Below are 13,151 nucleotides of genomic sequence, written 5' to 3'. Positions count from 1 at the left end.
GCGCTCCGACACTATTCCCGCACCCCCACCCCCGCGCATCCCCATCCCGCAGAGTGAAACCAGCTGCCCGCGGAGGGTCCCGCTAGCTGCCCGCCGCGATCTCGGCGACCGCCGCCACCAGCCGGTCGATGTCGTCCGAGCCGGTGCAGAGGCCGAGGCTCGCGCGCACCGCGCCACCGGGCAGGCCGAGCCGTTCGAGGAGCGGATGCGCGCAGAACCGGCCGTCGCGGACCCCGATGCCGTACCCGGTGGACAAGCGCGCCGCGACGTCGGACGGTGCGAGGCCGTCGACCGTGAAGGTGACGATGCCGAGCACGTCCGCCGCGTCGTCGAACAGCCGAAGCAGCCGGACGCCGCCGGTCGCCGACAGCCCGGCGACCAGACGCCCGGTGAGCTCCCGTTCGTGGGCCACCACCGCACCCCACCCGATCTCCGTCAGCGCGCGGCACGCCGCGGCGAGCGCGCACGCGCCGAACAGGTTGGGCGTACCCGCCTCGTGACGCGCGGGCGACGGCAGCCAATCAGTATGCTGCACAGTCACATTGCGCACTGCGCCGCCGCCTGCACGATGGGGTGCACCCGCGTCGAGCCAGTCGCGGCGACCGACGAGCGCTCCCGCCCCGAACGGGGCGTACAACTTGTGACCCGACAGGGCGACGTAGTCGACACCGGTGGCCACGAGATCGACACCCCGGTGCGGGGCGAGCTGCGCCGCGTCGACCGCGATGCGCGCTCCGCACGCATGCGCGATCTCGGCGAGCCGCGCGATCGGAAGCACCTCGCCGGTGACATTGGAGGCGCCCGTGACAGCCAGCAACGCGGCAGGCCGCGAGCACAGCTCCGCCACGAGCCGCGTGATCGTCTCCGATACGGTGTCGGCGGCTTCGACGACACGAGTGCCACTCCACGCCAACAGGTTCGCGTGATGCTCGATGTCGAGCACGACGGTGTCGCCGGGTACGCAACCGGCGAGAAGCGACAGCGCGTCGGTCGTGTTGGCGGTGAACACCACGACGTCGTCGTCACGTGCACCGACGAACCGCGCGACGTCGAAGCGCGCCGCTTCGTACGCATCCGTCGACACCTGCGACGCATGGCCCGCGCCGCGATGCACGCTCGCATATGTCGGCAGCAGCGCCTCGACCTGCCGGTAGACGCACTCGAGAGCGGGTGCGCTGGCAGCCAGATCGAAGTTCGCGTACGTGCATTCGGAGCCATCGGCGAGCGGGACCCGCAGATCGCACCCGACGGTGCGGGCGAGTGCGTGAACCGTTCCGGCAGAGCATGTTTCGACGTTCTCTCGGCCGTCGACAATGAGTGCAGTCATGACAAGATCCCTCGTGTACAGGGACTCCTGGATGAGCATCCGCTCGGGAGTCCGCGCTTGCCGGACTCTGTTGAGCCGCGGCCCGGTCGTCACCCGGAGCACCCCACCGCGGAGGAGGGTTGCCGACCAGCTAGCCGGGGCTTGACGCTGGTACTCGTGACCTGATTCGAAACGATGACAGACCGGCAACGGATCTGTCAACCCCCACGCACCGAACCGGTCGCGGCCCCACACTCGAAACATGCGGCTGCTCTTGGCGATCGCGACCGCGACGGTACTGACATCCGTCGCGGCGACACCGGCGTCGACCTCTCCCGCGGCGCCCGCGCCCGGACTCGCGTCGACCACGAGTCACTATGTGTCCATGGGCGATTCGTACACAGCGGGCGCAACGATCCTGCCGGTCGATCTGCGGTACCCGTTGTGTCATCCGTCGCTCGTCAACTATCCGCACCTGCTCGCCGAGCACATCTCCACGGTTCCCGATTCGGCGCTCTCGTCGTTCGACGACATGTCGTGCGCGGGCAACACCACCGCGGATCTCGCGGGTGGGCTCACCCCGCAGTACCGGGCACTGCGGCCCGACACGGACCTCGTGACCCTCGGGATCGGCGGCAACGACATCGGACTGCTGGGCTACGCGGTGGCGTGTCTCGTACACCTGTGTCCGGACGATCCGGGCACAGGTGGCCCGGCCCCCGAGGCCACCCCCGCACCCGAGGACATGGCGGACCGGTACGCCGGGATCGTGCGCGACGTCCGCGACCGGTCGCCGCACGCGCGCGTCGTCCTCGTCGGCTACCCGACGACGATCCGCGCGGGAGGCTGCCCGGGCGTGCAACCGGTCGGCTCCGCGGCGGCCGATCGCATCCGGGATCGGGTGACGCGGCTGAACGACGCCATGCGCTCCGCGGCCGAACACACAGGCGCCGAGTTCGCAGATCTCGAGGGCCCCTCGCACGGGCACGACGCGTGCGCACCGCCCGAGACGCGATGGGTCGAGGGCGTCGTGCCCACCGGCGGTTCGGCGCCATTGCACCCGACGCGGCTCGGGCATGCTGCGTTCGCCGAGCAGATTGCGGCTCTGCTGGAGTGACGACGCGCACGTGCAGCGCCACACGCGGGCGGAATGTCCCCGAAGCGACGCTCGACGGCCGACAATGGACCGGCCGACGGTGCGCTCTCCCCGAGCGGGCCACGAGCCGAGAAGGAACGAGTCGAGTCCAGTGCACGCCCCGATCGACAGCGAGTCCCCCGCCCGCATCCCCGAGCCCTACCTTCGGAACGGCTTCGCGCCGCCGGCACGGACGTTGCTCGACATCCTCGACGACACCGTCCGTACGTTCCCCGACGCCGACGCGATCGACGACGGCACCGTCACCCTCACCTACGAGGAGTTACGCCACGAGGTGGACCAGGGAGTCCGGACGCTTGCCGCTGCCGGCGTCGCAGCGGGCGACAAGGTCGGCATCCGGATGCCGTCGGGCTCGTACCGCCTCTACACGGGCATCCTGTCGATTCTCGCCGCGGGCGCCGCGTACGTCCCGGTCGACGCCGACGACCCGGACGAGCGGGCGCGCCTCGTGTTCGGCGAAGCGGACGTCGCCGCAGTCCTCACCGCACGCGGCATCGAACCCCCGGCGGGCACCGAGAGACGCGGCAGCGCGACGGACGCGTCGCCGCGTGCACCCGAACCGCACGACGACGCGTGGGTCATCTTCACGTCGGGGTCGACCGGAACCCCCAAGGGTGTCGCGGTCACGCACCGCAGCGCGGCCGCATTCGTCGACGCCGAGGCACGCATGTTCCTGCGCGACACCCCACTCGGCCCGGGAGACCGCGTTCTCGCCGGTCTGTCCGTTGCCTTCGACGCGTCGTGCGAAGAGATGTGGCTCGCGTGGCGCAGCGGAGCGTGTCTCGTGCCCGCTCCGCGTGCCCTGGTTCGCTCGGGTGTCGACCTCGGGCCGTGGCTCGTCACGCGCGACGTCACGGTGGTGTCGACGGTGCCCACACTCGCGTCCTTGTGGCCGGTCGAAGCGCTCGACTCGGTGCGGCTGTTGATCTTCGGTGGCGAGGCGTGCCCGCCCGAGCTCGTGTCGCGCGTCGTCTCGAAGGACCGTGAAGTGTGGAACACGTACGGCCCCACCGAGAGTACGGTCGTCGCGTGCGCTTCGCTGCTCGACGGCAGGTCGCCTGTCGGCATCGGCTTGCCGCTCGACGGGTGGGACCTCGCGGTCGTCGACTCCGACGGCGTACCGGTCGGGCTCGACGACGTGGGCGAACTGGTGATCGGCGGCGTCGGCTTGGCGCGCTACCTCGATCCGGCGAAGGACGCCGAGAAGTACGCTCCCATGCCGACTCTCGGATGGCACCGCGCCTATCGCAGCGGCGATCTGGTGCAACTCGGCGCGGACGGGCTGTACTTCCGCGGTCGCGCGGACGACCAGGTCAAGATCGGGGGTCGCCGCATCGAGCTCGGCGAAGTCGACGCAGCCCTTCAGGGGCTCCCGGGCGTGCGCGGCGGCGCGGCCGCGGTGCGCAGGACCGCGTCGGGCAACGCACTGCTCGTCGGATATGTCGCCGTCGACGCGGACTCGTTCGACGTCGCCGCCGCGCATTCGCTTCTCGCTCGTGATCTTCCGGCAGCCATCGTGCCGCGGCTCGCCGTCGTCGACGAACTGCCGACCCGCACGTCGGGAAAGGTCGACCGGGACGCGCTGCCGTGGCCGCTGCCCGGCGCGGGCGAGCAGACCGAGGCAGGGCTCGGCGCCACCGCGGCGTGGATCGCGCGGCAGTGGACCGCGGTGCTCGGCTCGAGTGTCAGCGGCGAGGACGACGACTTCTTCGAACTCGGCGGCGGCTCGCTGTCCGCGGCCCAGCTCGTGACGGCCCTGCGCGAGCGTCACCCGCAGGTCACCGTCGCCGACGTGTACGACCACCCGAGGCTGGGGTCGCTCGCCGAGTACCTCGACGGCCTCGCGCCGACCGAGGACGTCACCGCGCGGACCGTCTCTCCCACACCGGCGCGGAGCCGTCTCCTGCAGATCGCGGCGACGGTGCCCCTCACCACGATCACCGCATTGCAGTGGGTCACGTGGCTCGGCGTCACCGCGAACATCGCCACCGCAGCAGGCATCTCGTGGCTGCCGACGATGTCGTGGTGGTGGGTGGCGGCGCTGTTCGTGGTCGTCATCACGCCTCCCGGGCGCATGGCGATCACGGTCGCCGGTGCGCGCCTCCTCCTGCGCGACGTCACGCCCGGCAGTCACCCACGCGGCGGCAGCGTGCACATGCGGTTGTGGGCGGTCTCGCGGCTGGCCGAATCGAGTGGTGCCGCGAACCTGTCCGGCGCGCCGTGGATGGTCTACTACGCCCGCGCGCTCGGTGCGACCGTCGGCAACGGCGTCGACCTCCACACACTTCCCCCGGTCACCGGGCTGCTCGAACTCGGCGACGGCTGCTCGATCGAGCCGGAAGTAGACCTCACGGGCCACTGGATCGACGGCGACGTCGTCCACGTCGGCCGTGTCCGGGTCGGCGCAGGCGCCACGGTCGGCGCGCGGTCGGTACTCGCGCCCGGTGCGGTCGTCGGGGCGGGCGCACAGGTCGAACCAGGATCGGCGGTACTCGGCAAGGTCAAGGCAGGGCAACTGTGGGCCGGCTCGCCCGCGGTCAAGATCGGCAAGGCGAAGCACCCGTGGCCCGCCGAGACACCGCGCCGCGCCCGCTACTGGGTGCCGATCTTCGGGCTCACCGCACTGGCGCTCGCGGCACTTCCGCTCGCCGCCATCGCTGCTGGGCTCGCACTGATCGGCTTCGCGGTGCGCGACACCGGCACGCTGTCGGCTGCGCTCGCACCCGCGTTCGCGCTACTCGTGCCCGCGACCCTCGTCGCACTCGCGGTGTTCGCCGCGGCGACGGTCGTCGCGGTCCGGCTGCTGTCGATCGGGCTGCGTGAGGGCTACCACCCCGTGCGCAGCCGGATCGGGTGGCAGGTATGGGCTACCGAGCGACTCATGGACTCGGCCCGCACGTTCCTGTTCCCGCTGTACGCGAGCCTGCTCACGCCGGTGTGGTTGCGCCTGCTCGGCGCGAAGGTCGGGGCTCGCGTCGAGGCATCGACCGTGCTGCTGATTCCCAGGTTCACGACCGTCGCCGACGGCGCCTTCCTCGCCGACGACACGATGATCGCGAGCTACGAACTCGGCGGCGGGTGGATGCACATCGCTCGCGCCAAGGTCGGCAAACGCGGCTTCCTCGGCAACTCCGGTATGACGGCACCCGGTCGCCGGGTACCGAAGAACGGCCTCGTCGCGGTGCTGTCCGCGGCGCCGTCCAAAGCGAAGCGGGGGTCGTCGTGGCTCGGCAGTCCGCCGGTCCGGTTGCGGCGCACGGCCGACGACGCGGATGCGTCGCGCACGTTCGATCCACCGCGTCGTGTCGTCGTGGCACGCGGCGCGGTCGAGACGTGTCGGCTCGTGCCGGTCGTCGCGACTTTCGGCATCGGTCTGTCGGTGTTGTTCGCCTTGTGCGCGCTCGCATCGGTCGGATACTGGCTCGCGGCGGTGTGCGGCGGTCTGGTCCTGCTGACAGCGGGCGCCGTCGCCGGTGCGCTCACCGTCGCGGCCAAGTGGCTCGTCGTCGGACGCATCGGTACCACGACGCACCCACTCTGGAGCTCGTTCGTGTGGCGCAACGAGGTGTCGGACGCGTTCGTCGAAACCGTCGCGGCGCCGTGGTTCGCACGCGCTGCGACGGGCACCGAGGTGCTCAACGTGTTCCTCCGCGGCCTCGGGGCACACATCGGTTGCGGCGTGTGGTGCGAGTCGTACTGGCTGCCCGAGGCCGACTTGGTGACGCTCGCCGACGGCGCGACCGTCGAACGCGGCTGCGTCGTGCAGACACACCTGTTTCATGATCGGATCATGGCCATGGACACCGTGACCCTCGGTGCGGGCGCCACCCTCGGACCTCACTGTGTCGCGCTCCCGGCGTCGAGCATCGGTGCGGGCGCGACGGTCGGTCCCGCGTCACTCGTGATGCGCGGCGATTCCGTACCGGCGTCCACACGATGGCAGGGCAACCCGATCGGACCGTGGTCAGCGCGTGGCCGGGGCGGTGCGTCGTGACCCGCACCGACGTGCCCCTCGACCCCTACCTGCCACAGTGCGGCAACACCGGATACCGCGTGTCGCAATACGATCTCGACCTCACGTACAAGGTCGTCGGCAACCGCCTGTCGGGCACCGCGACCATCGCGCTCACCGTCACCGACGACCGCGACCGATTCGCATTCGACCTCGGCGACACGCTGCACGTCGCGAAAGTGTCGGTGGAGCACGGCCCGGACGAACGGAGCACGAAACCCGTGCGTGCGCGCCGTAAAGCCAAGTTCACGCATCGCGCAGGCAAACTCGTCGTCACGCTACCCGGCGCGGTCGACGCGGGCACCGCCCTGCGGGTCGCCGTGCACTACGCGGGTCGTCCGCGCCCCATTCGTTCACGCTGGGGCGAGGTCGGCTGGGAAGAACTCACGGGGGGCTCGATCGTCGCGAGTCAGCCGAACGGCGCCTCGTCGTGGTTCCCGTGCAACGACCATCCGAGTTCGAAAGCGCCCTACCGGATGTCGATCACCACCGACTCTCCGTTCACCGCCGTTGCCAACGGCACTCTCGTCGGGCGCACCACCCGTGCGAGTCGCACCACGTGGGTCTACGAACAGCCGCAACCGATGGCGAGCTATCTCGCCACGATCCAGATCGGGCACTACGACGCGATGCGCGCCGCCTCGGATCCCGTTCCGATCACGGTGTTCCACCCTGCGCGGCTCCGCCGCGAGGCAGCGCACGATTTCGACCGTCAGTCGCGCATGCTCGCGATCTTCGGTGAATTGTTCGGCGAGTACCCGTTTCCCGCGTACTCGGTCGTCGTCACCGACGACGAGCTCGAAATTCCCGTCGAGGCACAGGGGTTGTCGATCTTCGGCAGCAATCACTGCGACGGCAGGCGCGGTTCCGAACGGCTCGTCGCGCACGAACTCGCGCACCAGTGGTTCGGCAACAGCGTCACTCTCGGGCAGTGGCGGGACATCTGGTTGCACGAAGGCTTCGCGTGCTACGCGGAATGGTTGTGGTCGGAGAACTCCCGCGGTGCGTCCGCCGCGGTCCACGCGTCGCACGCACACGCGCGGCTCACCCGGCTGCCCCAGGACATCGTCGTGGGCGATCCCGGGCCCGACGCGATGTTCGACGATCGTGTGTACAAGCGCGGTGCGCTCGCGTTGCACGCGCTGCGAGCCGCGACGGGCGACGACGCGTTCTTCGGACTGCTGCGGGCCTGGACGAGCGAGAACCGCTACGGCACAGTCGACACCGACGGCTTCGTCGCCCTCGCCCAGCAGCGGACGGACACACCGATCCGGCCGCTCGTGGACGCATGGCTCTACTCGGCCCCGCTGCCGTCACTGTGAGTATCGACGGTGTGCGTCGCGCGGCCGGGCAGGTGCGACGTCCATTTGACGACCACCAGCACCACACACGCCGTCGCAGCCAGCGCACCGAACCCGAACATCATGGGGTAGGTGACGGCGGGGAATGCCTCGGACAGTGAAGCCATGACCGCGGGCGTCGCGAAGCCGAGGTAGGTCAGCGAGTAGAACACCGCGGTGAGCCCCGCGAGGTCGTCCGGGCCCGCGATGCGCTGCACCTCCTGCAGCCCGGACACGAGCGCCATGCCGTAGCCGCACCCGAGGACGACCGACGCGGCGATCGCGATCGGTACGGTCAACTGGTGCGCGGCGATCGCGGCGGCGATCATGCCCGCGACGACGAACAGCAGCGCGACGAGTACCGCCCGCGAGTTGCGCGGCGCGTCGATCTTGCGCCCGAGCGACTGGATGAGGAATCCCGCACCGAGCCCGACAACGCACATCAGCGCGCTGAACGCGAGCGGCAACTCGGTCCGGCTCGTCATCACCGCGGGTAGCACCGCGTACGCCGCGGCGGCCGAACCGAACACCCACGGTGCGAGCGGCGCGACGACGAACAGGAACCGCCGGTGTCCGGCAGCGGGGATCCGGAGATCGGCGATCAACGGCCTGCGGTCGCTCTTCTGCTGCGCCGGCCTGGTTTCCGGCACGCGGAGCAGCGCGAGCATCGCGCCCACCGAGATCGCGATGTGGAGCGCGTACGACAACCCGCTCGGCCACGGCGCCCACTGGGCGAGCGCACCCGCAACGCCCGCTCCGAGGCCGAAGCCCGCGGTCAGGCTCATCGCCGCACGCCGCGCACCGGCGCCGGGCCGCGCGGTGCGATCCCACCGCGTCAGTTCGGAGAGCCAACTGCCACCGACCGCCATTGCCAGGCCGAGCGCGACGCCGCACAGGATCCGGCCCACGACGATCGCGACCGCGGAGTCCGCGCCGGCCGCGAGCACGGCCGAACCGGCGATCGTGAGCAGCGGCGCGGGCAGCAGCACAGGACGACGACCCAGCCGGTCCGACAGCGGACCACCGAGCAGCAGCCCGGGCACGATCCCGAACACGTACGCGAACAGGAACACGTCGACCACGACAGGCGAGAACCCGTGGTCACTGCGGTACATCACCAGCAACGGCGTGAACTCGTTACCGCCCCAGGCCACCACGAACATGGTCGCGGCCACCGCGAGCCACATCCGGTGGGTACGCACCGGGTCGGCGGGGATCGCGTCGGGCTCGGCGTCGAGATGCGAGGTGCTCATTGCTGCGCCCCCTTCGGATTGAGCGCGTGGACCTGCTCCATGTGCATGCGCAGTGCGACGTCGAAACCGTCCACCTCGCCCCGCTCGACCAGATCGGCGAGCCGGGCGTGGTCGTCGATGATGCGGGGCAGCTGATGAGGATCGCGAGCGAGCGAGCGCGCCGTCATGCGCCGCTGCCGTTCGCGCAGACTCACGTAGAAGGCATCGAGCAACGGATTGTCGCCTGCCGCGACCACGAGCGTGTGGAAGTCGGCGTCGGCGGCGCTGAACGCCGCGACGTCTCCGCTTCGTGCGATCTCGTGCTGTTCGTCGAGGCTCTCGCGCAGGCGTGCCACGAGTTGCTCACGGACGCGCGGCTGCAGCGCGACCTGCGCGACGGCATGCGTCTCGACGAGACGGCGCGCATCGGCGATGTGCTGTGCCTCGCCCTCCGCGACGGGCACGACGAGCGCCCCGCGCTTCGGATACAAGCGCATCCACCCCTCGGTCTCGAGCTTGAGGAAGGCCTCACGCACCGGAGTGCGGCTGACACCGAGGCGGCCCGCGATCTCGCCCTCACTGATGAGTTCGCCACCGGGCAGGACACCGGACAGGATTCGCTCCTTGACATCCCGGTAGACGTGCTCGGCAGCCGACTGACGACCATCCGCATGCAACATAGACACAAGATGTATTTATACGCTTGCCCTCGGACACGCGGAGAGCCGGGCCACACGAATGTGGCCCGGCTCTCCTTTCGAGTCTGCAGCTACTCGGCGGCGAGCACCGCCTTGAGGAAGCGGCTCGTGCGCTCGTGTTCGGGGGCGGTGAAGATCTGCTCGGGATCCCCTTCCTCGACGATCCGACCCGCATCGAACATCAGCACCCGATTCGAGACATCGCGCGCGAACTTCATCTCGTGCGTGACGATCAACATCGTGATGTCGGTGGTGCGCGCGATGTCGCGGAGCACGTCGAGCACGTCGGCGACGAGCTCGGGGTCGAGCGCCGAGGTGACCTCGTCGAGCAACAGGATGTCGGGATCCATCGCCAGCGCTCGGGCGATCGCGACGCGCTGTTGCTGGCCGCCGGACAGCTGAGTGGGGTGCGCCGACTCCTTGTCCGTCAGGCCGACCATCTCGAGCAACTCGCGTGCCCGCGCCACCGCCGCGTCCTTGTCCATGCCGAGGACGTGGATGGGCGCCTCGGTGATGTTCTCCATCACGTTCATGTTGGGGAACAGGTTGAACTGCTGGAACACCATGCCGATACGTTTGCGCATGCGGCGCAGATACTTCTCGGACGCGGGCACGAGCTTGTCGCCCTTGCGCTCGTGCGAGAGCGGGTCTCCCTCGACCCAGATGACACCGTCGTTGATCTTTTCGAGCGTCATGAGCAGTCGCAGAATGGTGGTCTTGCCCGATCCGCTCGGACCGATCAGCGTCACGCGATCTCCGCGCGCGACCTCGAAATCGAGATGATCGAGAACGACATGGTCGCCGTACTGCTTGACGACCTTGTCGAATTTGATCATCGGGCCGCTGGTCGCGGTCTCGGCGGGGGCGCTTGCGTCACTGCTGGACAAGACGCTTCTCCAATCGTCTGATCAGGAGCGACGTCGGGTAGCTCGCGACGAGGAAGATCACGCCTGCGAGGGTCAGCGGCTCCAGGTACTGGAAATTGCGGGCACCGAACTGCTGCGCCGCCGTGACCATCTCGACAACGGTGATCGCGAACAGGAACGGCGTGTCCTTGAAGAGGGACACCGCATAGTTGCCGAGGGCGGGGATCACGCGGCGGATCGCCTGCGGCAGGATGACGGCCCGCCACATGCGTGCCGGCGAGATCGACAGCGCACGCGCCGCCTCCCATTGGCCGCGCGGCACCGCTTCGATGCCGGCACGGTAGACCTCGGCCATGTAGGTCGAATAGTGGATTCCGAGCACCACGACGCCGATCTGGAGCGCCGAGAAACTCGAGAACGTGTAGTAGACGAACAGCAACTGCACGACGAGTGGCGTAAGCCGGATGAACTCGGCGACCGCACGCACGGGCGCGCTGACCCACCGGGGGAAGGTCTGCCGGATGACCGCGATGACCAGCCCGAGCACCGCAGCGATGACGAATCCCAGCACCGTCGCCAGGAGCGTGATCTTGAATCCGTCGAGCAGCACCGGAAGCGCGTCGGCCGCGCGTTCCCACCTCCACTGTGCGTTCACGCGGGATCACCCGTCCTTCCGCTCGGATCACTCTGAGCAAGCCGGAAGACCTGCTTGAGCGACGGGCCGGCCCCGAGGCGATTCTTCGCGCGCACCTCGACTGCATTCATGAGCAGCGTCAGGATGTAGCCGACGACGAAGTAGATGACCAGGCCGACACCGAACGCGAACAGGGTGTCGCCGGTCGTCTTGCGGAGGTTGCCGATCTCGAAGGTGAGGTCCTGCAACAGGATGTAGCTCGCGAGGGCAGTGCCCTTGAGTAGCTGGATCAGCAGGTTGGTGAGCGGCGGGATCATCTCGGCCCACGCTTGCGGGAAGATGACCCGCCGCATCTTCTGCCAACTGCTGAAATTGAGCGCGGTGGCCGCCTCCCACTGCGGCTTCGGCACTGCATTGATCGACCCGCGCACCACCTCGGCGCCGTACGCACCGTAGTTGAGCGCGAGCGCCACGATGCCGCACACGAGCGGTTCGATCAGATAGCCGAACAGCGGCACGACGTAGAACAGCCAGAACAGCTGCACGAGCAGTGATGTGCCACGGAAGAACTCGATGATCACGCGTGCGACACCGCGCACGACGATATTGCGCGCTCGCGAGAGCAATCCGAGCACGACCGCGACGAGAAGCGCGAAGAACGCGCCACCGATGGTCAGTTCGAGTGTGATGAGGATGCCGTGCTGGATGCGCGGCCACGCATCCAGCAGGGCACCGATGTTGCCGTCCACGGGTTACCTCGGTCAGTTCTGTCCTTCGCAGAGCTGTTCCGTGGTCAGATTCGGGTCGGGCAACTCCGCCTCCGTGAACCCGTACGGCCCGACGATCTCGAGGTACTTCTGCGGATCGGACGTGATCTTCTGCAACTCTTCGTTGTATGCGTCACGGAGCTCTGCGTCCTCCTTGCGGAAGACGGTGGCACCCGCGCCCACTTGCGGCACACCGTCGATGACGGCCACGAACGACGGCGTGACGTCGATCGGCGCGTCGGGGTTGTTCTTCTTCATCCAGTTGAGCGAGATGCCGGTGAGCGCGAACACGTCGGCGCGGCCGTTGACGACGGCGTCCATGCCGTCCTGCGGCGTCGCGACCTCGGTCGCGGCGATACCGAGATCCCGCGCGTAGTCGGCCTCGATCGCCCCGGTCATCACGGCCAGGCGGACACCACTGTCCTTGACGGACTGAATGTCGGTGAGGTTGCCGGGATTTCCGGTAGGCACCATGAGCGCCGTGGTGTAGTTGAACTCGGGATCGGAGAACAGCGCCTGCTCACATCGCTGCGGCAGGATCGACATGCCGGCGCTCACGACGTCGAATCGGCCCGCCTGCAGGCCGGGGATGAGGGCACCGAACTCGGTGTTCACGCCGTCGACCTCGCCGACACCGAGCTGCCCGAAGATCTCGCGGTGCAGCGCGACCGTCGCACCCGTCAACTCGCCGTTCTCTTCGAAGCTGTACGGCGCCTCGCCGGCGAACCCGGCGGTGACCTTGCCGTCGTCCTGCAGCTTCTGCAGAGTCGGTTCGTCACTGTTCGTGCTCGTCTTGGAGCAGCCGGCGGCCATGCCGGCAGTAACTGCAACCCCCATCAGTACTGCCACCGTCTTGGTGACTGGGCCTCGTGCGATCAACGTCGACGTCACTGTCTTCCCCTTCGTCATCTTCGAGACGATCCAGTAGAAGCGCACCGCGCAGGCACGATCCCAGAGGATCTGCGCGAATGACATTACTGTCGAAACCGGTCGTCCGCTTGGTAACGAACGGCCGACCGAAGGGAAACCGCAGGTAAGCACACGGAAAAGAGATATCGCCCGATCGGCGTGTGACCGGCGAAAACACGAAATGGTGGTGAAACGCCGTGAGCCCCCGACATCCAAAAATGTCAGGGGCTC

The 13,151-nt window shown here is 68.8% G+C and carries 10 protein-coding genes and 1 riboswitch; of the genes, 3 read left to right on the top strand and 7 right to left on the bottom strand.

Going from position 1 to position 13,151, the window contains the following annotated elements; all coding sequences use genetic code 11:
• Positions 1–82 precede the first annotated feature (82 nt).
• On the bottom strand, positions 83–1,327 hold the full coding sequence (locus HCA44_RS04695) for an aminotransferase class V-fold PLP-dependent enzyme (RefSeq protein ID WP_169647382.1): 1,245 nt from the start codon (positions 1,325–1,327) through the stop codon (positions 83–85).
• Between the two features lie 48 nt (positions 1,328–1,375).
• Positions 1,376–1,489, bottom strand: a riboswitch (SAM riboswitch).
• A gap of 79 nt (positions 1,490–1,568) precedes the next feature.
• Between HCA44_RS04695 and HCA44_RS04690 the strand changes: the two genes are divergently transcribed.
• The 3 genes from HCA44_RS04690 (at position 1,569) to HCA44_RS04680 (ending at position 7,796) form a co-directional block, all read left to right on the top strand.
• Positions 1,569–2,423, top strand: coding sequence for an SGNH/GDSL hydrolase family protein (locus tag HCA44_RS04690; RefSeq protein WP_169647381.1), 855 nt, complete (start codon positions 1,569–1,571; stop codon positions 2,421–2,423).
• 64 nt (positions 2,424–2,487) lie between these two features.
• On the top strand, positions 2,488–6,456 hold the full coding sequence (locus tag HCA44_RS04685; protein WP_169647380.1) for a Pls/PosA family non-ribosomal peptide synthetase: 3,969 nt from the start codon (positions 2,488–2,490) through the stop codon (positions 6,454–6,456).
• Positions 6,399–7,796, top strand: a complete 1,398-nt coding sequence (locus HCA44_RS04680) for a M1 family metallopeptidase (RefSeq protein WP_169647379.1) — start codon at positions 6,399–6,401, stop codon at positions 7,794–7,796. Before HCA44_RS04685 ends, HCA44_RS04680 begins: the two co-directional genes overlap by 58 nt.
• On the opposite strand, the gene HCA44_RS04675 is transcribed toward HCA44_RS04680, so the two are convergent.
• From HCA44_RS04675 to ehuB, 6 genes are all read right to left on the bottom strand, one after another.
• Positions 7,769–9,001 carry an MFS transporter gene (locus HCA44_RS04675; protein ID WP_240945320.1) on the bottom strand — a complete coding sequence of 411 codons (1,233 nt, stop codon included), beginning with the start codon at positions 8,999–9,001 and terminating at the stop codon, positions 7,769–7,771. The two genes, HCA44_RS04680 and HCA44_RS04675, sit on opposite strands and share 28 nt — an antisense overlap.
• Before the next feature lie 62 nt (positions 9,002–9,063).
• Positions 9,064–9,726, bottom strand: a complete 663-nt coding sequence (locus HCA44_RS04670) for a GntR family transcriptional regulator (RefSeq protein WP_169647377.1) — start codon at positions 9,724–9,726, stop codon at positions 9,064–9,066.
• Between the two features lie 89 nt (positions 9,727–9,815).
• Positions 9,816–10,580 (bottom strand): ectoine/hydroxyectoine ABC transporter ATP-binding protein EhuA, encoded by a 765-nt coding sequence (gene ehuA / locus HCA44_RS04665; protein ID WP_169647760.1) that lies wholly within the window; start codon positions 10,578–10,580, stop codon positions 9,816–9,818.
• Between the two features lie 37 nt (positions 10,581–10,617).
• Positions 10,618–11,265: an ectoine/hydroxyectoine ABC transporter permease subunit EhuD gene (gene ehuD, locus HCA44_RS04660; protein WP_169647376.1), complete on the bottom strand. Its 648-nt coding sequence runs from the start codon at positions 11,263–11,265 to the stop codon at positions 10,618–10,620.
• The gene (gene ehuC, locus HCA44_RS04655) at positions 11,262–11,993 is read right to left on the bottom strand and encodes an ectoine/hydroxyectoine ABC transporter permease subunit EhuC (RefSeq protein WP_169647375.1); all 732 of its coding nucleotides are present in this window, start codon (positions 11,991–11,993) and stop codon (positions 11,262–11,264) included. The genes ehuD and ehuC overlap by 4 nt, the downstream gene beginning before the upstream one ends.
• 12 nt (positions 11,994–12,005) lie before the next feature.
• Entirely contained in the window at positions 12,006–12,848 is an 843-nt protein-coding gene (gene ehuB, locus HCA44_RS04650; RefSeq protein ID WP_169647759.1) for an ectoine/hydroxyectoine ABC transporter substrate-binding protein EhuB, read from the bottom strand.
• Positions 12,849–13,151: the final 303 nt, after the last annotated feature.

Source organism: Rhodococcus sp. HNM0569 (genome assembly GCF_012726205.1).
In the GTDB taxonomy this organism is placed as follows: Bacteria; Actinomycetota; Actinomycetes; order Mycobacteriales; family Mycobacteriaceae; genus Rhodococcus_F.
The sequence above is the reverse complement of the archived record's forward strand: the minus strand, read 5'-3'. Positions and strand labels throughout refer to the sequence as shown.

Coding starts and splice junctions, on each gene's coding strand:
- HCA44_RS04685 (WP_169647380.1), top strand. CDS start 2,488: ATGGACCGGCCGACGGTGCGCTCTCCCCGAGCGGGCCACGAGCCGAGA.
- ehuA (WP_169647760.1), bottom strand. CDS start 10,580: ATGATCAAATTCGACAAGGTCGTCAAGCAGTACGGCGACCATGTCGTT.
- HCA44_RS04670 (WP_169647377.1), bottom strand. CDS start 9,726: ATGTTGCATGCGGATGGTCGTCAGTCGGCTGCCGAGCACGTCTACCGG.
- HCA44_RS04690 (WP_169647381.1), top strand. CDS start 1,569: ATGCGGCTGCTCTTGGCGATCGCGACCGCGACGGTACTGACATCCGTC.
- ehuB (WP_169647759.1), bottom strand. CDS start 12,848: ATGGGGGTTGCAGTTACTGCCGGCATGGCCGCCGGCTGCTCCAAGACG.
- HCA44_RS04695 (WP_169647382.1), bottom strand. CDS start 1,327: ATGACTGCACTCATTGTCGACGGCCGAGAGAACGTCGAAACATGCTCT.
- HCA44_RS04675 (WP_240945320.1), bottom strand. CDS start 9,001: ATGTGGCTCGCGGTGGCCGCGACCATGTTCGTGGTGGCCTGGGGCGGT.
- HCA44_RS04680 (WP_169647379.1), top strand. CDS start 6,399: ATGGCAGGGCAACCCGATCGGACCGTGGTCAGCGCGTGGCCGGGGCGG.